This window comes from Pseudoalteromonas sp. PS1M3 (assembly GCF_016865405.1).
Lineage (GTDB): Bacteria > Pseudomonadota > Gammaproteobacteria > Enterobacterales > Alteromonadaceae > Pseudoalteromonas > Pseudoalteromonas marina.
This window is the reverse complement of the sequence record NZ_AP022624.1, coordinates 1,912,325-1,933,928: the sequence shown is the minus strand read 5'-3', so window position 1 is coordinate 1,933,928 and position 21,604 is coordinate 1,912,325. Positions and strand designations below refer to the sequence as shown.

At 38.4% G+C, this 21,604-nt stretch carries 21 protein-coding genes and 1 pseudogene; 11 read left to right on the top strand and 11 right to left on the bottom strand.

The window, feature by feature from the left end:
- The first annotated feature begins 64 nt into the window (after nt 1–64).
- Entirely contained in the window at nt 65–1,312 is a 1,248-nt protein-coding gene (locus PS1M3_RS08890; RefSeq protein ID WP_008130145.1) for a hypothetical protein, read from the top strand.
- Nucleotides 1,313–1,436: 124 nt separating this feature from the next.
- Nucleotides 1,437–1,799, top strand: a complete 363-nt coding sequence (locus tag PS1M3_RS08885) for a hypothetical protein (protein ID WP_008130143.1) — start codon at nt 1,437–1,439, stop codon at nt 1,797–1,799.
- Nucleotides 1,800–1,881: 82 nt separating this feature from the next.
- Here PS1M3_RS08885 and PS1M3_RS08880 read toward each other — a convergent pair whose 3' ends face one another.
- Nucleotides 1,882–2,142 carry a hypothetical protein gene (locus PS1M3_RS08880; protein WP_033025520.1) on the bottom strand — a complete coding sequence of 87 codons (261 nt, stop codon included), beginning with the start codon at nt 2,140–2,142 and terminating at the stop codon, nt 1,882–1,884.
- Nucleotides 2,143–2,243: 101 nt separating this feature from the next.
- Here PS1M3_RS08880 and PS1M3_RS08875 point away from each other — a divergent pair, with 101 nt between their 5' ends.
- Together PS1M3_RS08875 and PS1M3_RS08870 are read left to right on the top strand one after the other, a co-directional pair.
- On the top strand, nt 2,244–2,579 hold the full coding sequence (locus PS1M3_RS08875) for a hypothetical protein (RefSeq protein WP_033025517.1): 336 nt from the start codon (nt 2,244–2,246) through the stop codon (nt 2,577–2,579).
- Complete coding sequence (locus PS1M3_RS08870) at nt 2,576–3,229, top strand: hypothetical protein (RefSeq protein WP_008130140.1); 654 nt, start codon at nt 2,576–2,578, stop codon at nt 3,227–3,229. Before PS1M3_RS08875 ends, PS1M3_RS08870 begins: the two co-directional genes overlap by 4 nt.
- A 495-nt stretch (nt 3,230–3,724) precedes the next feature.
- Here PS1M3_RS08870 and PS1M3_RS08865 read toward each other — a convergent pair.
- Nucleotides 3,725–4,495 (bottom strand): annotated as a pseudogene (locus tag PS1M3_RS08865) (IS110 family transposase); the annotation flags it as partial.
- Nucleotides 4,496–4,609: 114 nt separating this feature from the next.
- On the bottom strand, nt 4,610–5,791 hold the full coding sequence (locus PS1M3_RS08860; RefSeq protein ID WP_008127250.1) for a PQQ-dependent sugar dehydrogenase: 1,182 nt from the start codon (nt 5,789–5,791) through the stop codon (nt 4,610–4,612).
- Between PS1M3_RS08860 and PS1M3_RS08855 the strand changes: the two genes are divergently transcribed.
- The gene (locus tag PS1M3_RS08855; RefSeq protein WP_008127252.1) at nt 5,776–6,228 is read left to right on the top strand and encodes a hypothetical protein; all 453 of its coding nucleotides are present in this window, start codon (nt 5,776–5,778) and stop codon (nt 6,226–6,228) included. The genes PS1M3_RS08860 and PS1M3_RS08855 overlap by 16 nt on opposite strands.
- Nucleotides 6,229–6,308: 80 nt before the next feature.
- Here PS1M3_RS08855 and PS1M3_RS08850 read toward each other — a convergent pair whose 3' ends face one another.
- Both PS1M3_RS08850 and PS1M3_RS08845 read right to left on the bottom strand, forming a co-directional pair.
- Nucleotides 6,309–7,508, bottom strand: coding sequence for an Nramp family divalent metal transporter (locus tag PS1M3_RS08850; protein ID WP_008127254.1), 1,200 nt, complete (start codon nt 7,506–7,508; stop codon nt 6,309–6,311).
- A 281-nt stretch (nt 7,509–7,789) separates the two neighbouring features.
- Nucleotides 7,790–9,052, bottom strand: coding sequence for a valine--pyruvate transaminase (locus PS1M3_RS08845; RefSeq protein ID WP_008127256.1), 1,263 nt, complete (start codon nt 9,050–9,052; stop codon nt 7,790–7,792).
- A gap of 235 nt (nt 9,053–9,287) precedes the next feature.
- Here PS1M3_RS08845 and PS1M3_RS08840 point away from each other — a divergent pair, with 235 nt between their 5' ends.
- Together PS1M3_RS08840 and PS1M3_RS08835 are read left to right on the top strand one after the other, a co-directional pair.
- Nucleotides 9,288–10,328, top strand: coding sequence for an endonuclease/exonuclease/phosphatase family protein (locus PS1M3_RS08840; RefSeq protein WP_138741004.1), 1,041 nt, complete (start codon nt 9,288–9,290; stop codon nt 10,326–10,328).
- Between the two features lie 158 nt (nt 10,329–10,486).
- Nucleotides 10,487–10,906: an MAPEG family protein gene (locus tag PS1M3_RS08835; protein WP_008127262.1), complete on the top strand. Its 420-nt coding sequence runs from the start codon at nt 10,487–10,489 to the stop codon at nt 10,904–10,906.
- A gap of 58 nt (nt 10,907–10,964) precedes the next feature.
- On the opposite strand, the gene PS1M3_RS08830 is transcribed toward PS1M3_RS08835, so the two are convergent.
- On the bottom strand, nt 10,965–12,812 hold the full coding sequence (locus PS1M3_RS08830) for an ABC transporter ATP-binding protein (RefSeq protein ID WP_033025012.1): 1,848 nt from the start codon (nt 12,810–12,812) through the stop codon (nt 10,965–10,967).
- Nucleotides 12,813–12,953: 141 nt separating this feature from the next.
- The gene (locus PS1M3_RS08825) at nt 12,954–13,787 is read right to left on the bottom strand and encodes a hypothetical protein (protein WP_138741002.1); all 834 of its coding nucleotides are present in this window, start codon (nt 13,785–13,787) and stop codon (nt 12,954–12,956) included.
- Nucleotides 13,788–14,072: 285 nt separating this feature from the next.
- Here PS1M3_RS08825 and PS1M3_RS08820 point away from each other — a divergent pair, with 285 nt between their 5' ends.
- A complete protein-coding gene (locus tag PS1M3_RS08820; protein WP_008127269.1) occupies nt 14,073–14,477 on the top strand; it encodes a GFA family protein in 405 nt (134 codons plus the stop codon).
- Here the strand turns inward: PS1M3_RS08820 and PS1M3_RS08815 are convergent, their stop codons facing one another.
- Entirely contained in the window at nt 14,478–15,281 is an 804-nt protein-coding gene (locus PS1M3_RS08815) for a hypothetical protein (RefSeq protein ID WP_138741001.1), read from the bottom strand.
- A 292-nt stretch (nt 15,282–15,573) separates the two neighbouring features.
- Between PS1M3_RS08815 and PS1M3_RS08810 the strand changes: the two genes are divergently transcribed.
- From PS1M3_RS08810 to PS1M3_RS08800, 3 genes are all read left to right on the top strand, one after another.
- Nucleotides 15,574–15,987 carry a hypothetical protein gene (locus tag PS1M3_RS08810; RefSeq protein WP_138741000.1) on the top strand — a complete coding sequence of 138 codons (414 nt, stop codon included), beginning with the start codon at nt 15,574–15,576 and terminating at the stop codon, nt 15,985–15,987.
- Nucleotides 15,988–16,514: 527 nt separating this feature from the next.
- On the top strand, nt 16,515–17,903 hold the full coding sequence (locus tag PS1M3_RS08805; RefSeq protein WP_008127277.1) for a M28 family peptidase: 1,389 nt from the start codon (nt 16,515–16,517) through the stop codon (nt 17,901–17,903).
- Between the two features lie 117 nt (nt 17,904–18,020).
- Entirely contained in the window at nt 18,021–18,464 is a 444-nt protein-coding gene (locus tag PS1M3_RS08800) for a DUF4826 family protein (RefSeq protein WP_006792842.1), read from the top strand.
- A 42-nt stretch (nt 18,465–18,506) separates the two neighbouring features.
- On the opposite strand, the gene PS1M3_RS08795 is transcribed toward PS1M3_RS08800, so the two are convergent.
- The 3 genes from PS1M3_RS08795 to purB form a co-directional block, all read right to left on the bottom strand.
- Nucleotides 18,507–18,965: a GNAT family N-acetyltransferase gene (locus PS1M3_RS08795; RefSeq protein WP_008127279.1), complete on the bottom strand. Its 459-nt coding sequence runs from the start codon at nt 18,963–18,965 to the stop codon at nt 18,507–18,509.
- A 16-nt stretch (nt 18,966–18,981) separates the two neighbouring features.
- A complete protein-coding gene (locus PS1M3_RS08790; RefSeq protein ID WP_008127281.1) occupies nt 18,982–20,139 on the bottom strand; it encodes a cupin domain-containing protein in 1,158 nt (385 codons plus the stop codon).
- A gap of 87 nt (nt 20,140–20,226) precedes the next feature.
- The gene (gene purB / locus PS1M3_RS08785; RefSeq protein ID WP_006792839.1) at nt 20,227–21,597 is read right to left on the bottom strand and encodes an adenylosuccinate lyase; all 1,371 of its coding nucleotides are present in this window, start codon (nt 21,595–21,597) and stop codon (nt 20,227–20,229) included.
- Nucleotides 21,598–21,604 lie beyond the last annotated feature (7 nt).

Sequence of the window (21,604 nt, the reverse complement as noted above, 5' to 3'; positions counted from 1 at the left end):
GAGGCTAACACCGTGTGGGAGTCATTATGTCTATGTAAATATACAAATAATTAAGAGTGGGGATATGAGTCAAGATTTAAAATCAATAATTGATGGTTATAAAAGTGATGAGGAGACGGTTTATAATAGCTGGTTCGTAAATAATGACGAACGACTAAAAGCATTTAGAACTATCCGTAGGGGTGTATTTGATGTAATACAGGATATTAAAAATGGAAGTTTTGGGAATGATTTTAAAGGTTCATCTTTAGAATTTGTTTTAAACTGTATCACGGAACAAAAGCAAGTATTTAAAGGAGCATCGCATCCCTTTTACTGGAAGCCAAAATTACGAATACCTGATATTTATGAAAATGAGGAAAATAAAGTTGCATTTGGCCAATTCTTGGAAAAATGCATAAATGCCACAAAAGAAGAACAAATAATTAAGGAAATAATCTTATTAGATCAACGGAAAATTAAAGGATTAGGTCCAGCAGTTGCAAGTATTCTTTATTTTTTACATCCCACTATCATACCTCCATGCAATACTGCTATTGTTAATGGATTCAATACGCTCTTCAAAGATAAAGTAAAGCTCGGGTCGTGGTCAGATTATCTCAGGATGAGAGAAATTATAATAGAGAAAAATGATGAACTAAAGTCTGAGTTATCGAATGACTTGGGTGCTTTTGCAGGGCTTTTATTTGATGTTGGCGAAAAGAAATTACTGATAAGTGACGATCATCTTTCTGATGAAGAACGAACAAAAATAGAAAAGAAAATAAAAAAACGGCACAAAGAAGTTGTAAGTGAAATGGAGGAAGAAGATCTCCACACTGAAATGCAACATCGCATTCTCACTATCGGAAATTCAATTGGTTATGATGTTATTGCCGCAGCAAACGACAAATCAAGATGTCATAATGGTAATAGCTTGTCTTTTATCTGCGTAGATAAGTTTCCAGAAATAGATGTTGATAAAGACACTTATAAAACAATAACACTTATTGATGCAATTTGGTTTGAAAAGGATTCAAATAAAATCACTTGTGCTTTTGAAGTGGAAAAAAGTACATCCATCTATTCTGGGATATTAAGATTAACTGATCTTTATTATTCATTTCCAAATAACCTACCATCTTTGTACCTTATCATTCCTGACAAGCGGGAGAAAGAAGTAATATTGCAGCTACAGAGGCCATCGATTAAAAATAGTGACATTGAAATTCATTACATACTATTCAGTGATTTAAGAAAAGATTGTGATGCAATTTGCAAGTTTGGAGAAGATAAAGATATTCTCAAAAAAATATCAAAGGTGGTAAATTGAAATTATTACATAACAAACTCATCCAGCAGACTGCCAAAAGTGTCGCGAATTTTGCAAAAAACGCAAAAAGTCGCGCCACTTTCGTCAGCGGCTGATGAGGGCGTTATAACCCATTGGAGATGTTGTGCTAGTTTGGGATGAAGTAGATGTTCTCGCTGTATTAGAAACTGAACCAGTTATAGAAACTGATTGTATTTGGTATACGTACAGTGTGAAAAAGGACGGCCTTGAATTAAAAATAACCATTTACCAATATGATGGTGATGTTTATTTTGAATTGTTCTCAGATGGAATAGATAATTCAATATTCTCAATGAATCTTATGGATTGCGCTGGCGTTAAAAGGCGTTTTGAGAAAAGTGGAGAATATCTAGAATTTGCACCATCAGGCTGTTTTAAAACTAGCAGGTATGATGGCGAAATGAGTATTCCTTATGGTGTACGAGTTTCAATTAAGCCATCAATAAAAGTAGAACTTTATGGGTGATGTTATAACAAGTGCATCAAAGATCACCCGCAAAAAGACTACGGGCTAGGACGCGCTAACCGCGCGCCCTTTATGCAAATCGTTATAACTGCTTAATCCAATACTGGTAGCTCGTTTGTCCGTCCATATTTTTCTGGCCTACCCAATACACAATATGGCATTCTTTTTTATGAATTTTATTAAATGAACGCGCCAATGATTCGCCGTGAGATTTTGGCGTAATCGGGCGATCAATAAGAAACAATCCTTTGAATGTAAAACCGCATAGCTCAAGGTGTCTTTGCCTATCTGTCCTGCGCGCGCCACGATTGAATTTATTGAACGTTTCTATTTTGTTTTTCATCACAGCTCCGATTAAAAGTTATAACAAGGCCATCAAAATTGATGCCTCGTAAACTCGCCACACATTATGGCTATGGTTAGGTTTCATAAAACGAGGGCATCATGACAATTACAAATCGATCTAATAATCTTGATTTAATACGTTGGATGAGTGGAGGGCATGAGCCTACTGCTGGTAAAATGGCTCATATTACTAATGCTAATTATGTTTCTAAGATGGCAACAGGAGAAATGGATATATCCGACCATGTTGCTAGAAGTATTGAAAAAGCGTTTTCTCTTCCAGAATTTTGGATGGATAGAGACAATGAGAATGCTATTAAAATGCCAAAAGAAGATTATGAATTACATTCAACTTTACAGGGGTTACCTCAGAATTCTAAAAACATCCTAAGATCATTTCTTCTATCACTGGAAGCAGGTGCAGTTGAAATATGAGCAAAATAATCAAACAAACGTCTCTTCTGTTCTTTATTCCATTTCTATTTTTTCCTTCGTCAGCATCACTAGCTGACGAACAAGTCGATAGAATCGCAAAATTTATTTCAGAAAGTGCTGCAAAAATTGCAGGTGAGGGAAAGGTAGGTGCCAATGTTGTGATGGAATGGAAGTTGAACAAGGAGGTCATTGAGGTTTCTTCATACGAAGGTGATAAGAGAGTGGCTGCTTTAGAGACCGCTATATTGTATTTGGGAGAGAATGAAAAAATTATATTTCCCGAAATAAAAAGTAGTGATCATGCAATGGTATTCTTGGCTTCAAGGCTTATTGCCCTAGAATATCTTTCATCACTTATTGGTTCGTCTGATAATGACTTGGTTCTTAAAGATTATCTAAATGGTGAAATGTTAGATATTAAAATGATGCTTAATGGTACTGCTGATTTCGGAGCTATGTATCTTAAATCGCGCAAAATGCGAGATGATAAGAGAGCATTGTTTCTTTTTCAAAATAAAGAGTTCATAAAAGAAAAACTTGCTTTAATGATGGAAAAACCAAATATATCAAACTTTGTAGCGAATAAGACAAGTTTAATTTCATTGGTGCAGGCATGTGGTTCAATCCCACAGTCATGTTCAAAGCTATGAGCATCAAAACCTAACACATATGAGCCTTAACTCTGTCAATAGGCATTAGTTTTCTTTTTGACCGTTTTTATAAATTGACGGTCAATTCTAAATCAATAAACAAATTCGTTTACTTCGTATGTCGATGCGGCTGTTAAGCAAGTAGCTTACGGCAAACACATATAGAGGCTCTCTTATTGCGATCTCATCGCAGCCAGCTTTTTCCCATATCCTTTTGGGGTTGCTGGGGCACTAGACATTCATCGGTTAACCTCATCATGGCACTATTCAAGGCGGCTGGTTTCATCATTATGATCCAGTTAGTTTCAGGCTCAAGTCAGGTGTAAGCGACTTTGTTTATTGTATTAATGCACGCGTACTGAGCGTCTAATCAAGACAAGTGGCTTAGGTCTGTAGGCATATAATCAGGTTAAACCTTGTTGGTTATTAACTCACCCAATTGATTGATGCTCAGCCTTATATCCAGTTAGATGTTCAGCTCACTCAATACCGTGACTAACTCTTTAAGAATTTTGCTTCATCGAATACCGTCTCTTTTTTAAGCATATAATAAACACAGCGACCAAGCTTATGCGCAAGCGCTGACAGTGCTTTGGCTTTACTCATTCGTTTTTGTAGTTTTTCGAGGTATTTGTTGGCGTTGTGATTGTGACGCAGCAGCAATACAGCGGCTTCGGAGAACGCCCATTTTAGATGTGCATTGCCAATTTTGTTGCCTTGGGTGCCATAGGTTTTGCCGGCAGACTCTGCTTTACATTTGACTAACCGACTATATGAAGCGAACTTTTGTACGCTTGAAAAGCGATTAATGTCACCAATCTCATAAATAATGGTAAGTGCGAGAATGCGGCCTATACCATTTATTGTTTGCAAGATATTAAGGTGAACAGGATTGTGTTGCTTGGCCATTTGTTCAATATAATGCTCTAAAGGCTTAAGCTCGCTGTGATAGCAATCGAGTATGGCCATATTTAAATTAATGGATCGTTGCACAACGGGGTCAGGGAAGTAGTAGCGCATCTTTTCTCTGTCGCAGACGTTCTTTAAATTCACGTTGTGGGCAGGTAAATTGTACTGGCTGGCGGTATTGGCGACATGGGCTTTTAAATCAGCTCCGTGGCGAACAATTTTAGTTCTTCGGCGTAATAAGTCGCGCGTAGCACGCATATCTTTGTCATACACATAAGCAAGTGGAAAGTTCCCCCCACGGATGAGTTTGGCAATTTTATATGAATCTATTTTATCGTTTTTGGCTTTACCGCCATGGAAATAAAGGGGTCAAATCTTGACTTCAGACATCAAACTGCAAATAGCTAAAGCGTCCTAATATAACCCATTATATTTCTCTAAAAGCGAAGCGCCTCAAATCCTCTTTGTGAATTAATCAGCTTTAAACAACATCAGCTCAGCATTTTTTCCATCGGTTAATATGGCTACATTACCTTGAGTAGTTACAAATACATCTCTTAATCGTCCTGTTGCTTCTGGAAATACATGCGACTGGGCGAATTTACCATTCGCTAAATTAACGCTGTAGAGTTTTTTATCTACAAGCGTGGTAATGAGCACATTTTTTTGAAGCGAAGGGAATGCGGCGTGTTTAGAGCCATAATACGCCATACCCGATGGAGCGATTGATGGCGTCCAATCTACGCTTGGTTTTTGCATGCCCAGGTAGTCTCTAAATGGAGATATGCGCGCTTGCGAGTAATCGTCACCGTTTGTAATGACTGGCCAACCGTAATTATTTCCAGCCGTTAAATAATTTAGCTCGTCGCCACCTGCGGGGCCATGTTCGTGGCTTACAATTTGTTGCGTGTCATAGTCGTACACTAAACCTTGAAGGTTACGGTGCCCATATGAATACACTGCATGAGCTGTTGGGTTTTTGTGGTCAATAAAAGGGTTATTTTTGGGTGTTTTGCCATTTGCTGTAATGCGCAGTGTTTTGCCAAGTTGGCTGGTTACTACTTGTGCTTGCTCTCTGTAGTCAAAACCATCGCCACTTGAAAACAGTAAAGTGTTATCGGGGAGAATAAGGGCGCGACCAGAGTAATGTTGTGGTGTGTCTTTATCTGTGGCTACGTTGTAAATGATTGTTGGCGTTGTAAAACGTGTACCATTGAAAGTAGCTTTAGCTATTAAGAGCCTGTTTGCATCAAGATTGCCTTGGGCGTAGGTAAAAATAACTTCTTTGGACTTAGCAAAATTCGGCGTGAGTACTATATCAAGTAAACCACCTTGACCTGCAACGTATAAACCTTCAAGTGGTAATTTTATTCTACTTTGCTCGTTATTTTTAATAACCACTACGTGGCCGTCGCGTTCGGTTATTAACCATGTACCATCGGGCAGTTGCACCATACTCCAAGGCGAGTTTAGCTGTGTAGCGAGTGTTTGCGTTGTATATTGTTTTTTAGGTAATGCATTGTTTGCATTGACGTTAAATGAGAAGAGTGCGAATAGTATAAAAAGCGAGATGCATTGTTTACCGCGCAAGCCTTTGCTACTGTATAAAAAATTATTTAGTTTAAATTGAGATAACCATGTTGTTTTTAACACGCATACTCCCTTCATTTTTAGTTGCTTGGTTACTAACGTTTACGCTTGCTAGCTTGTTTCATAGCCAATACGTTGTCAATCAATTAGTTAATGTAGGTGTAGTGGTAGAGTTTGCTGACCGTGTTAATTTAACACTCGACGATTGGTTTGGTTTACTTCCTACTTATGGTGCTATTATTGCCTTTGCACTCACTATTGCTTTTTTAGTGACTTGGTTTATTAATAAAAAATTAAAAGCACATAGTACTGGGCTGTTTGTTATAGCGGGTATAGCCGCTTTTGCGACGGCGCTCATTGCGATTGAGTCTATTATGAATATAACCATTATTGCTGGCGCAAGAGGGTGGGGTTTTTATTTACAGTTGGTTGCAGGCGCTATTGGCGGTTACGCGTTTGCACAACTAATTAAAGTAGTTGAAAACACAAAGTTAAACTAAGTGTTTTTTAAGGCTAGTTCCTTAGCTAAAGCCGCTGTTTAATGAAAACCACGGCTTTTTAAAACCCTTTTTATACTTTATTAAAAAATTAAACCAATGAGTTTGTAACTACTTAAGCCAAAAATAAGCATTAACACAGGTAGAGTAACAAGGTTTAAAATAAACGAGTTGGTAAATTTCCCCATGACCGACTTTTGATTTACTAACCACACTAAGTAAATAGTGATAACAGGAAGTAATAAACCATTAGCCGCTTGGGCAAATATTATAACCGCGACAGGGTCTAACCCAAGAGATGCTACCGCAGCACCAAATAATAAGATGATAATAGCAACGCTTTTAAAGCGAGTGCTTGCCATATCATTTGACCAACCTAACATACCACATACGGCATAAGCCCCAGCAAGCGGCGCGGTTATTGCGCTAGTTAACCCTGCGGCAAACAACCCTATAGCAAAAAAGTAATGGGCTGCATCACCGAGCAAGGGCTCTAGTTGTACTGCCATGTTTGCTGCGCTAATTTGCCCTGCGTTTGTTCCATAAAAAGCGACCGACGCGGTAGATAAAATAGCTAATGTGATTACACCGCCCAAAGTAATTGAAAGGCCAGTATCAACATTGGTTTGCTTAATTACTTTTTGTAAGTCACTTTTGCTGTCGTGCTTAGCTGCTAAAACACCAGAGTGCAAAAATAGGTTGTACGGCACTATGGTTGTACCAACCAACGCTAAAACAGTTGTTATTGAGCCTTCAGGCAAGCTTGGCGTAAAGCCTGACAATATATCCCCCAGTGATGGTGAAGCCATGATCAATGTAGATATAAACACCAAGCTCATTAAAATCACTAATACTATAAGTGCGTTTTCTACCACTTTATGTTTGCCGCTATAAAGTAAACCAGCACTTAAAAAAGCAATTAGAGGGGTCCATATTTGCGGATTAACGTTTGGAAATATGCCAATTAGTCCCATACTCGCACCACTTAAATTACCCGCTTCGTATGCTGCACTGCCAACACCTATGGCACTGATCACCAAAAATATAGCTAACGATTTAAATAGCGGGGTTTGAATATTTGCCCTAAGTGCTTGCGCTAAGTCTTTGCCTGTTGCAACGCCAAGGCGTGCCGCCATTGATTGCAGTAATATAGTGGCAATAACTGAAAATAGTAATGTCCAAATAAGCGCAAAACCAAAGTTTGCGCCTGCTACACTGGCTGTGGTGATTGTACCTGGCCCAATAAAGGCAGCAGTGACGAGTAATCCTGGACCTAATCGCATAATTTACCTTAATAGTGTTATTGCATGTTGCTATTTAAAGTTACACCTAACGTTTAAAACCAATAATTATACGCGAAGCCTGTTGTGTATTGCCGCCACTTAAATAAGTACGGTGCAGCTATTGCCGCTTATTTACGGGGGCTTTTATGTAAGCATATGCTAAAAAAGGTCGAGTAGGATACCAATTTATATATAAATTTAAAGGGGATAGAACGCGTTTGCATAAACTTTAAACGAGTATGAGGCCATCAATTAAACTTATAATGACACTGTATGAATATTTACATTATGAGTGCTTTAATTGCTTCTAGGCCTTTTTTGAGCGTTGCTTCATCGGTGGCGTAATTAATACGCACGCATTGATGTTTGTGCTCCCAGCTATCTTCAATACCTATAAAAAAGTTGTGGCCAGGAATTATATACACATCTTGTTTTTTAAGTTTTTGGTAAAGCTGTTCGCTGGTTATTTTTGAATCTTTAAACCATAGCCACATAAAAAATGCGCCTTCTACCTTATGTAAATAAACAGGTAAGTCATCAAATATTTCATCAAATAGGCTAACAGCGACCTGTGCTTTATTTTTATAAAAAGGCAAAATGGTATTTTTACACAGAGGCAGTAGTTCATTATCTTTGATTAAGCGAGTGACTAAGCTTGGCCCAAAACTATTAGGTGATAACACCATAGCGCCATTAACGCGGCTAATTGCTTTAATAATCTCGTTATTGGCAACCACTATACCGGTGCGCAGGCCTGGCAAGCCCAGTTTTGAAAGTGACATACATAATATAATGTTTGAGTTCCAGGTTAGGTTTGCATCGGTATAAATACAGCCAGGGAATGGGTCGCCATAGGCGTTATCAATGATAAGGGGGATAGTGTATTGCTTTGCGAGTAAATCTAGTTGATGAACTTCATCGTCGGTAATCACGTTACCCGTTGGGTTGGTAGGGCGCGACACACATAATGCGCTTATGCTGTTGTCGTTGGCAAGTACAGCCTTAACCGCATCAAAATCAATTACATATTTAAACTGTTTAGAGCCGTTTGGTGTATTTAGTATTTCTATTTCGGGTTTAATGGCCACAAACATATCGTCAGTTAAACCTTGGTCGGCATAGCCTACGTATTCTGGCGCGAGTGGAAAAAGTACTTTTTTATGGCTGCCATTAGCCATTTTGCCTGCAAATAGGTTAAATAAAATAAAAAAGTTAGCTTGGCTACCATTTCCTAATGCAATATTGCTCGCTGTTAAATTCCACGCATATTCTTGTGTTAACTGATTGGCAAGGGCTGCTCTAAACTCATCGTTACCCGTTGGGCCATCGTAAAGGCCCATTATTTGCGCTATTTTATTATTTTTTACTAAATGATTTAGCTCGTTAATGAACGCTGTGTTTACTTGTGGCACAGAGGCGGGGTTGCCTCCGCCAAGCATCACTAAATTAGGGTTATTACTGCTTTTAGCATTACCAAGATCTTCCATTAGCTGTGTAATACCATTGGGTTGAGTAAATTTGCTGCCAAAGTGTGAATAGTCCATAAAACCTAATACATTTAATAAATTAGGCAAAGAGTATAACGTAAAAAAACGGAGTAAATTTATAGATGAGAATAATTCACGACTTATACATATGGCCTTCCTGCGTTATAATCATTGCAGTATTAAATGTAGGTGTTTAGTTATCAATAACCCAAATAAAATAAACGACGACTCAGTCAACTTGCCCACAGAGCCTGTAATTAATAATACCGAGCTTAAAATAGCCACCTTTAATTTGTTTAACTACCTTGAACCACCTAACGCTTATTATGAGTTTGAACGCATATACACCGCTGAACAATGGGCAAGAAAACAGCGCTGGATCACCGAATACATAAACGAGCAGCAGCCCGATGTAATTGGTTTTCAGGAAATATTTAGTATTGAGTCACTTAAAGAATTAATGCTAAACCAAGGTTATAACCATTTTGCTGTAGTTGATAAACCCCATGTTATAGATGATTTTATTTTTAAGCACCCTGTTGTTGGTATTGCCTCTAAATACCCGATTGTTGATGTAATAGCAGTGGAGCATGATGAGGAACTAGCATGCTCACTTGGTTTAACACAGGCGTTTTCATTTAGTCGTAAAGTACTCAGGGCCACAGTTACGTTACCTCACTTAGGAGATACAGATTGCTATGTTGTACACTTTAAATCTAAGCGGGGCATGCTTGAGGTAGACGAACACAATAAAGCGGTAACAGCCGAGCAAAACATTGTCGATATTTTAAAAGCGAATGTAGCAGGGAGTTGGGGCTCAACAATTCAACGCGGCAGCGAAGCGACTTTAATTATGATACAAATGATCACCCGACGAGAAGTGACTCAAAACCCCATGGTATTAATGGGCGATTTTAACAACGACCTTTCTGATGGTGTACTTAACCACCTGTTAACCAATACATTAAGGTTTGCACCCGCAATGGATGCCAAAGCCTACCTAGCTAAGTACTGTTTGTATGACTCGTGGGCATTATTTGAAAAACTAGTAATTACCGCTGATGATGCTCAGCAAGCAAGTAACAGTGATGGTGAAAACACTGCTCAAACAGCACCACTAACGCGTAAAGCAACTCACTACTTTGGTACAAGCAGCTCAGTGCTTGATTATATTTTACTGTCGTGCGAGTTTGACCCAAGCTACGATGATAGTTTTTTTGAAGTAAGTAACCATAATACGTACGACAGGCATTTAATTAACCCCGAATATGAGCGAGACGACTTAACCACTGACCATGGCGTTGTGTGTATTACTTTAAACCTCAGAACTTAAAAAGCCCGTTGTAAAATGGCACTTGGTAATATGTAGTTATTACAAAAGTAATTTCCAACATATTGCAAGCTACTGAATAAATAGAGTTTTTATTTGGTATTTAATTTGCACAAGTAATGCAGCTTTAATTACTTAGTTTTAAAATAAAGGATTTAACAATGAATGACGTGTCTTTATCTGCTTATTTAGGGTTCTACTTTTACTTAATTATGCTGGTGGTGCAGTGGGGTGTTGCGACCTTTAGCAAGGCCAAGGAGCCCGGTGCTGTGCCGGGTAAAATTAGCGACGATTTATCGCACGATAGCTTTATATTTAGAGCGTACCGTACGTTTCAAAATACATTAGAAAATAGCGCATTATTTATAGGCACGGTGTTATTTGCATTTGTAATTAATTACCAAAGCGCAATTTTTGCAATGTGTGTGTGGGTGTATGTCGTTGCGCGTTTAATTCACATGATTTTATACTATGTGATTGCAACAGAGAAAAACCCAAGCCCGCGTACGTATTTCTTTTTAATTAGCTTTATTGCCAACATTGTGATGTTGGTACTAATAGGTTTTCGTTTAGTAGCTTAATAAATAAAAACCGACGTTTTAGTGTTAGTACTACTACGTCGGTTTTTTGTATTAAGTGTTATTCTACCCCAATAAATCCACCAGTTTGATGAGCCCAAAGGCCTGCATATATGCCCCCTTGTGCAATGAGTTTATCGTGTGAGCCTTGCTCAACGACGCCACCATTATCTAACACGATGAGTCTATCCATTTGTGCAATGGTAGACAGCCTATGCGCTATAGCGATAACCGTTTTTCCTGTCATTAAATCATCAAGGCTTGCTTGAATAGCCGCTTCAACTTCTGAATCAAGTGCGCTGGTCGCTTCGTCTAAAATAAGAATAGGGGCATTTTTAAGTAACACTCGTGCAATGGCAATACGTTGGCGCTGACCACCCGATAGCGTTACACCACGTTCGCCAACCTGTGCCTCAAACCCTTTATTGCCTTTTGAGTCTTCTAAATCGCTAATAAAATCGAGCGCTTTAGCTTGTTTTGCGGCGTTTAACATTTCAGCTTCGGTCGCGTCGGGGCGACCGTATAAAATATTATCTTTAACAGAGCGGTGAAGCAGAGAAGTGTCTTGCGTTACCATAGCAATATAGCGGCGAAGACTTTCTTGGCTTACGTCAGTAATATTTTGCTCGTCAATTTTAATTGTGCCAGAGTCGGTATCATAAAAGCGCAGCAGTAGGTTAACAAGCGTTGATTTACCCGCGCCAGAGCGGCCAACTAAACCAATTTTTTCACCGGGTTTAATATTAAGATTTAACCCATTCATTACCGGGCCACGGTTAGTTTCGTTGGCGGCTTTGCCATAATTAAAATGTATATCTTTAAACTCAATACTGCCTTGGGTTACTTCAAGGGTGTTTGCGTTTGGTTTATCGTCTACTTTTATTGGGTTTGATAATGTTTTCATACCATCGGTTGCGGTGCCAATATTTTCAAACAGGCTGCTTATTTCCCACATGATCCACTGCGCCATACCGTTTAATCTAAGCGATAAACTAACTGCAACGGCTATAGCGCCAGCACTAATTGCACTCATTGACCATAAGTAAAGCGATAATGCGGCAACACTAAATACCAATAAATAGTTAAGCGTATTAATAGCAAAGTTAAGGCTGGTTACTAAGCGCATTTGTTTATATACGGGTTGTAAAAATACATCCATGCTTTGCTTGGCGTATTGCTCTTCGCGTTGGGTGTACGAAAAAAGTTTAATAGTTGAAATGTTAGTGTAGCTATCAACAATACGGCCCGTCATTTCTGATCGCGCATCGGCTTGTGAGCTGGCAATTTTTTTAAGTTTAGGCACAAAGTAAACCTGTATTGAAGCATATAAGGCAAGCCATACAAGCAAAGGGATCATCAAGCGCCAGTCTGCTTCAGCCACTAAAAACACCATAGCGCCAAAATAAACCACTATGTACATAAGTACATCAAGCAGTTTCATTACCGCCTCGCGAACGGCTAAAGACGTTTGCATTACTTTGGTAGCAATGCGCCCTGCAAATTCATTTTGATAAAAGCTTACACTTTGGCGTAGTAAATACCGATGCGCTGACCAGCGAATCGACATAGGGTAATTACCTAATAAGGCTTGATGCAAAATAGCGGCATGAAAAAACACCACAATAGGCAAAACGACTAACAGCATAACAGCCATTTTTATTAGTTCAGTTTTTTGCTCTACAAATAGGGTTTGTGGTGTATGGGTACTTAGCCAATCAACCAATTGGCCCATATAACTAAATAACGATACTTCTAAAATAGCTAACAGCGCTGCACTTATCGACATAAGCACTAACGAGAGTTCCATGCCCTTAGTGTAATGGCGGCAAAACGCAAATAAAGTAGAAGGCGGCTGAGTGGGTTTTTCCTCAGGAAATGCGTTGGTCATTCTTTCAAAGAGTCGATACATTTTAAAAACTTAAATAGCAAATAATGTGACGTATCATACCATTTAAGTATTTTTAAATGCAGTTTTGTATTAACTAACATGAGCTTTAGTTGAGAGATTTTATATCTAAAATTCAGGTTAGTTATTACTTATACAGGCTTTTTATCTAACAGGGTTTGAAAGGTTAATGCCTCGGCTCATATATAAGTCGTCGTATTTTAAACCGCCGTTACCATAGGGCTTTTTAGCCGGACCAGTATTTGTGTTTGCCAAAAAGTAAATAAGTGGTTGTTCACGTCTCATTCTAAATTTTGCATTTTTATACACGAGTGTTTGCGTTGTAAACTCACCGCCTTGAACATACACATTGTATTGTTGGCCTTGCATTTTTGTAGGCGCGTTATTCACTACATACCAGATGCTGTACCATTGATTTGTGTTAAGGGGCTTTGCTGATTGGGCGGCGTTGTAGTTTTGAATGTTGCTATAACCTTTATCTGTTTTGACCATTAAAGCGCCATCGTTTTTAAATCCATTCGACTCGGCTTTGTCTGTTACACGTAAGGTAGGTTCAAACGCATTGTAACCATGCTTTTTAATTTCATTGGGTTGTAAGTTACTTAAGCCAAAAGCGTGATTGTTAGGAAACGTTTCTACATTTATGCGCGTAAAAAATGTATAAGTTTCTCCCACTTCAACTACTTTTGGTAGCTTAGTAAAACTGAGTGCTTTTCGATTACCAATAATGCCTTCGGCGGCTGGTTTTTTTAATAAGTAATGATTTGAGGATTCAGCCTCTCGTGAAATTTTTGTCACTTGTGGGTTGGCTATGTATGGATTGGTTTGATTGTCAGTATCAGCTTTTTGCCATGTTAGCGTTTGCGTTTCAAAATTATCGATTAACAGCCATTGATTTGTGGAAGGGTGTTGGTGATTTTGGCTGCATGCTACTAATGTGATTAACCACATTGGCAGAAGAACGTTTTTATGGCGCATTGTTTGCTCTTTATTTAATTGTTATTGATAGCATAAACAGGAAAAAATGGTTATTGGTAATAATTTTTTGTTGAATGACTTAAGTTTTACATTACCAAATTACGGTTTATTTATAACCAATAACTGATTTATTGTAAACCAAAAAAATTTAACGCGCTTAAGTTTAAGCAAAAGCTATATAAATTTTGTAGTCGCGCTCAGTAAATAACTAAAACTTATTCATATCAAATAACTTTATAGTTAACATACGCCTGTGCTTATTTTTGAAATTAATAAGGAAGTGTTATGTATTTAGGCTCTTGTTTGTGTGGAAAAGTAAATGTGAAAATTACAGGCAATATTACCAGTATTATTCACTGTCACTGTTCTTTGTGTAGAAAAAATAGCGGAACAGCGTTTGCTACAAATGGTTTTGTAAACGCTGATGAGTTTTTAATCACTCAAGGGCAAGACTCATTAAGTGGATACGCGTTTAAACCCGGTAGAACACGGTATTTTTGTGCCTGCTGTGGTTCGCCTATTTATAGCGAAAATAACAGTGATAAAAGCCGTTTTCGTATTCGATTAGGTTTACTGGATTCAGATATTGCAGAAAAACCTATATCTCATAATTTTGTTACATCAAAAGCGAATTGGGAACAGTTAGAAACCAGTTTGCCTTGCTATGAAAAGCATGAACCCGGTCGCTAATTAAAAAGATTCAATGTGGTAAATATGATTAATATCTTGATATAAATTGGGAGCAAGATGTTTAAAAACGTCAGAATCTTGAATATTGTCGACGCTAATGTGTTTTAGTGAGCTAGGGCTTAAAACAATAACAATGTTTTTATACTCATTAAATTCAACAAGTGCGATTGCTTTAAAGTACTTTCTTAACAAGGCCAACAACAGCTGTAACTCTTGACCTGTTTTAGGGTTTAAGTTGAGTGTTATTTGACTGCTTGAATTGCAACAGCGCGTCATATTTTGCCAAAAAAGAGCGCTGTTTAAAAATGGCTGGTGGTACTCTCCACTGAATATGTCGATGGTGATCACATCGTATTTAATTTTACATTGCTGAATAAATTGCTCTGCTGACTGTAAAAATACAGAGTGCGGTTTTGGCAAATAAAAATGTGTTTGTGCAATTTCAACCACATCAGGGTTAATTTCAACGGTGTTAAAGGTGTGTAGAGTATTTAAAAATTTTGTTTTATTGAATAGATAATAGATAACTCGCTCAACGCCCGCGGTTCCCAACCCTAAATTTAACATTTTAAGGTTGGTTACTGGTTTTAATAAAAACAGGAGCATGCTCTGATTTACAGGTACCAAAACTTGCTCTGATTTGCTTTTACTCATTACGCCCTGAATAACAGCATCTTGTTCACGTTTTTCGTCTAGTGTTAACCAACGGTATTGCGCGTTTTCATAAACATAGATAGGACCAAGCGTGGTTTGCTTAAATTGTACAAGGTTACATTTTAACGTTTCATTTTTTAACTGGCGCATACTCTTACTTTTTAAATTGACTACTTAATCGGAACTCTGATTAAGTGATTTACTAACGTGTTAAATCATGATGATAATTAAATTTTACTAGTCTGGGATTTTTAATAAAAACAAGGCGAATTTACCGGCAATAGGTGCTTGGGATCGCTCTATTATCCAGAATCTAAGTTTCTTAGTTTGGCACGAAAATAAAAAGTTTACTTAAGTTATTTGGTTATAAGTTTATTGATTTGCTTTACCGTGTAGTATTTGGGTTTAAATTAAATCATTTAAAACATTCAAGGAGAGAAAAATGGGATTAATTTTAGGCCCTGTGCTGTTAATTTGGCTCGCTATTTTTATTTACTCAATTCGACTCGGTTATTTGCTTATTTATAAAAATATGGCTTTAGACATCACGCTAATTACTTTCACCGTTGCTTTAGTTGGTGCTATTGCCTTTGTATTTTATGGTTACAGGCAATTTATAAATGAAACGTCATTGTGGGCATTTGAAATACCCAGCTATTTTGTATTCAACAAGTTTGCAATATTCACTGTTGTTTTGGCTTTATGTTTACATTTTTTTTCTACTAGTATGCAAACAAGCACAGCCGTTAATTGTGTGGTGTTTATACTTATATTTATGTTTTCTGCTGGGGTGTTACTAAGTGTGGGGTTACATGACCATTTTATAGGTTATAACAATATCCAACTTACTCATTAATTCTAGGGTAGAAGATGAGATCGTTTATTTGCGCTTTACATTTTGTGTGTGCTCAATGGTTGAAAAAAGTTGACCCAAATAATACGTACACGGGGCACAAGGCGAGTGTCCTAATCGGTATGGTGCTATCTATTTATATTGGTTTATTAGCTCTTTTCTTTTGTTTTGATTATGTAAAATTACTTACTGATTCCGTTAGAAATAATTTAATCGTGTTCAGTACACTTTATTTAGCGTTAATTTTAGGGGGTATGCATTTAGCGTTGGGTAACGCTGTGGATTATAAAAGTAGAGTTCGTGCAAGGTTGAATACAACAGTGCTTAGGCATTACACGCTTGGGTTAAAACTTTGGATATTTGGTCTGCTACCTTACTTTATAGCTTTGGTAACTATTTTTATATTGAACTCGAATTAGTACTATTCTTTTCTGCGCTTTAGCGTGCTTATTTTCGTATCTACCTCAAATTAATTGCGATATTCAAATACATAGGTAATTGTAAACCAATAAAAATAAGGAGCTACATAAATGCTTAAACCATCAATTAAATTATTAAAGCTAAGCATGCTTGCGTTTGCTTGCTCAGCATCAAGTGGCGTTATTGCGGCTGATATGCAATATAAAGATCAACAAAATCTGCATGATATTGCGGGAAGTGTGTCAGCAGAGCGAATTGGCAGCGATATTCAAACGCTGGTGGACTTTGGTACACGTCATACACTTTCAGAGACTAAATCTGACACTCGAGGTATTGGTGCTGCTCGACGTTGGATTAAAGCTGAGTTTGAAAAAATATCCGCACAATGTGGTGGTTGCCTAGAGATTATTGAGGTATCAGACACTATTTCAGGCGAAAAACGCATACCTGATCCTGTTGAGGTGGTAAATATTGTTGCTATTCAGCGCGGCAGTACTGAACCAAATAGAATGGTGATGATGTCGGGTGATATAGACTCACGTGTAAGCGATGTAATGGATTTTACTAGTGACTCTCCTGGCGCTAATGATAATGCATCGGGTGTTGCTGGTGTTATTGAAGCGGCACGCGTACTGAGTAAATATAAATTTAATGGCTCTGTCGTTTACGCTGCGTTATCAGGGGAAGAGCAGGGGTTATTTGGTGGTAAAATTTTAACCGCGCACGCTCAAAAGAATAACTGGCAAGTACATGGTGTTTTAAATAATGACATGATTGGCAATATTACCGGTATAAATGGAGTGACTGACAATACAACCGCACGTATTTTTTCAGAAGGTACACGTGTTGTTGAAACAAAAGCACAGGCTCGTACTCGTCGATTTACGGGTGGTGAGGTTGATTCTGCAAGTAGAAATTTAGCCCGTTATATTGACACTGTTGCAGATAGGTACATCCCCAACCTTGATACAATGCTTGTTTACAGGCTAGATAGGTTTGCACGGGGCGGGCACCATCGCCCATTTAACGATGCTGGGTTCGCAGCAGTGCGCATAATGGAAACAAACGAGCATTATGATCGTCAACACCAAGACCTACGCACAGAAAATGGCATTACATATGGCGATACGATTGACGGGGTTGATTTTGATTATGCAGCTAAACTAACATCACTCAATGCGGTAACTATGGCATCTATGGCTTGGGCTCCAGCCCCTCCTAAAGACGTTAAAATTACTGGCGCAGTAAAGGCTAGTACTTCGTTTTCGTGGCAAAAAAGTAATGATGACACAATTGCCGGTTATAAAATATATTGGCGTTACACAAGCGAGCCGCAATGGCAGTTTAGTAAATACGTTGGTAATGTTTCTGATTTCACACTTGAGAATGTAGTAATAGACAATTATTACTTTGGTATTTCATCTGTTAGTCATGATGGTTTTGAGTCGCCCGTTGTGTTCCCTGGGGATGTTGGTTCGTTTGACCATAATATAAAATAGCAATTTGTATAAAAACAAAGCAGTCAGAGTTTTTAAAGTGCAAGCAGCCTGTTTTATGCTTGCACCTTATTTACTAAGACCTTACAGTGTTTAAAAAGAAGTAATAAGGTCATTACAATGGAACAACAACAAAAACAATTAACACCTGAAGAGCAAGCACTAGCTGAGCAACAACGTGTTGCATGGCAACGTGGATGTTTTCAAACAGCACAAAAGTATTTAGCAGAAAAAGGCATTATGCCTAAATCAGTAGTTGAGCAAGACAGCAGGTTTTTAGCCCCTATTTGCGCAATGTGGAAATTTAAAGCGCAAAACGGAAAAACGTATTGGGTTGTTACAGGGCAATTACCAACAGACCATGCTGAAGTGGGTGCAGCGTCAGATGCGCGTGATGCTATGCGTTATTTTTCATTGCAATGGCAGTTAAAAGCAGATCAGATAATGAGTGCGGGCGCGCGCGATAAAACACAGGCAGACTTTGCTAACCTATTAGTGAAAAGAGCACATGGCCTTTACGAGTTATACGATAACGACAAACTGTGGGCTCACGAACCAAAATAATCCAAAAAGGGTAATCAATCTTTGATTACCCTTACAACTTAATTAATGAACTAGTGTGAAAGGTGTTGTATCAGCACACCTAACAGGGCATTTCATTCTTTGCCTAGGTATACCTGCCTCCATAAACACATTACCTTGTTTTATAAAGCCGTTACGTTTAAATCGTTCAACTTCGTGTAGAACACAATTAACGCTAATAGATTCAATACCTTGTTCTACTGCTATGTCAAAAATATAATTAAGTAACGAGCAGTAAACATTTCGGTTTCTGTGATCAGGCAGTACAGCTAAGCGTCCAATTAAGCCATCATTACATAGGCGGGCTGTTGCGACGGGACAAAAGCTGTCGTCTGTAACAAGCACATGCAAAGCTAATTCATCGAGGTTATCGAATTCAACGCGTTTAGGGATATGTAATTCGTAAACAAATACGCGCTCCCTTATTTGTTGCAACTCATTTTTTTGTCGATCCCATTCAACTTTGTTTATACGATAACCCACAATTGCCTCCTACTTGTTACTCTTGGTTTGCGTTAAACCAAATGCCTTCATTAACAAGTATAGTAAACATCTGAACAAAAACTAGACTATTTTGAGTGTTAGCTAATTCATTAGTATTAAACTCGGTTTCGTCCGTTAGTAATTTTACTGCTGCTATGTCCCCGATAGGAAGAGTGAAATTGTCACCATTAATACTTACTAAAAGCTCATTTTCACACTGCTGATAAATTGCTCGTGTTCCACCTACACGTTCAAAAATAGTATCTGGCTCTGCCAATTCGTTTGCTATTTGATCTTGGGTAAAAGCAGGTTCTACTGGTGCCAAGTCCATTTCATGTTTGGGTTGGCTTAAGGTTTTGCCAAGCCATTGCTTGAATAGACCATCATCTTCTAGCATTGAGGCGATAAGATGCTTAACCTTTTCAGCTTCATTATTTGTAAGCTCACCTTTTGAGGCTCTTGTAACTAAGTTGTGGTCTGTGTAGCGTTTTTGACCGCTTTCAGTGTCAATAACATGATCGGCAAAGCTTGATAGTAAATCTTGCTGATTTGGTGCTCTAAATCCAACAGAGTAATTAAGTGCATTTTCAACCGCGTAGCCTTCATGCGGGCAGCCTGGTGGAATATATAAAATATCACCGGGCTCTAAAATGCAGTCTATGACTGCTTCAAAGGCTTCAACTTGCAATAATTTTTTATTTTGAGCAAATTGCTTAAGAGTTGGGTCGGGTAGGCCAACTCGCCAATGACGCTTTCCTTCACCTTGAATAATGAAAACATCGTATTGATCTAAATGCGGGCCAACACCACCATTAGGGGTAGAAAAGCTGATCATTAAATCGTCAATGCGCCAGTTAGGGATAAATCTGAACGGTTCTAGCAGCTGGGCTGCCTCTGGATGCCAGTGGTCGACTGCTTGCACTAATAACGTTGAATTTTCCTCTGTGAGTAAATCAAAGTCCTCGAATGGCCCTTGATGGGTTTGCCAGTCGTTATTGTGATTTGTAACAATACGCGATTCAATAGAGTCTTCCATTGCTAAGCCAGCAAGTTCGTTTGCATCAAGTGGATCTTCAAAGTGACTAAACCCTTGTTTGATCAAAAGAGGTTTTTTTTGCCAAAAGTGGGTTAAAAATTCTTGTTCAGATAAATCGTTTATTTTTAATTGATACATACGTTTGCCTGCCGGTAATTGCTTTGCTTTATATACAAAAAAAGCGAAAGGATAACCCTTTCGCTTTTTGATAGTGGTGATTAATAATTAAACTAAATCATCAATAAATTCAACCGCACGGCCAATGTAATTAGCCGGTGTTAGTTTTTTCATTTCTACTTTAGCAACTTCAGGAAGATCTAAACCATCGATGAAGTCAGCCATTATTTCTTGATTTACGCGCTTTCCACGGGTTAAATCTTTAAGTTTTTCGTATGGCTTTTCAATGCCGTATTTACGCATAACTGTTTGAATAGGCTCTGCGAGCAATTCCCAGTTCTGGTCTAGCTCTTCAAGTAAACGTGGTTCGTTAACTTCAAGCTTGCTAACACCTTTAAGCGTTGATTGATATGCAATAAGCGCATAACCCATACCCACACCAAGGTTACGTAGCACTGTCGAATCGGTAAGATCACGCTGCCAGCGAGATACAGGCAGTTTTTGTGCAAGGTGTGCAAAAATTGCATTTGCTAAACCTAAGTTACCTTCTGAGTTTTCAAAATCAATAGGGTTAACTTTGTGTGGCATAGTTGATGAGCCAATTTCGCCAGCAATGGTTTTTTGCTTAAAGTGGTTAAGGGCAATGTAACCCCAAACATCACGGTCAAAATCAAGCAAAATAGTATTAAAACGTGCAATTGCATCAAATAATTCTGCAATGTAATCATGTGGTTCAATTTGTGTGGTAAACGGGTTCAATGTTAAGCCTAGGCTCGATACAAACTTATCTGCATGAGTATGCCAGTCGTAATCTGGATAAGCACTAAGGTGAGCATTATAGTTACCAACAGCGCCATTTACTTTACCAAGCATTTCTACTTGCGCAATTTGATCGCGTTGACGCTTTAAACGCATGTATACGTTTGCAAACTCTTTACCCATAGTTGATGGTGTAGCAGGTTGTCCGTGCGTACGAGTCATCATTGGCACTGCTTTATACTCAATAGCTTTTTCTTTGATGGCGTTGAGTAATTGGTCACAGTATGGCAGTAATACGCTGTCACGTGCTTCAGTTAACATTAAACCATGTGATAGGTTGTTAATGTCTTCTGAGGTACATGCAAAGTGAATAAATTCGTTAATAGCATGTAGCTCTGCGTTATCAGCTACTTTTTCCTTTAAAAGGTATTCAACGGCTTTGACGTCGTGGTTAGTTGTTCGTTCAATATCCTTAACGCGCTGCGCGTCGGCTTCACTGAAGTTATCAACAATAGCGTTTAAAAGTGCATTTGCTTGGTCGCTAAATGCGGGCACTTCTTTAATGTCGCTTGCTGCAGCTAACGCTTGCAACCAACGCACTTCAACAATTACACGGTATTTAATTAATCCAAATTCGCTGAAAATACTGCGTAGTTCAGTGGTTTTGCTGCCGTAGCGACCATCAACTGGCGAGATAGCCGTTAACGCTGAAAGCTCCATAATAACT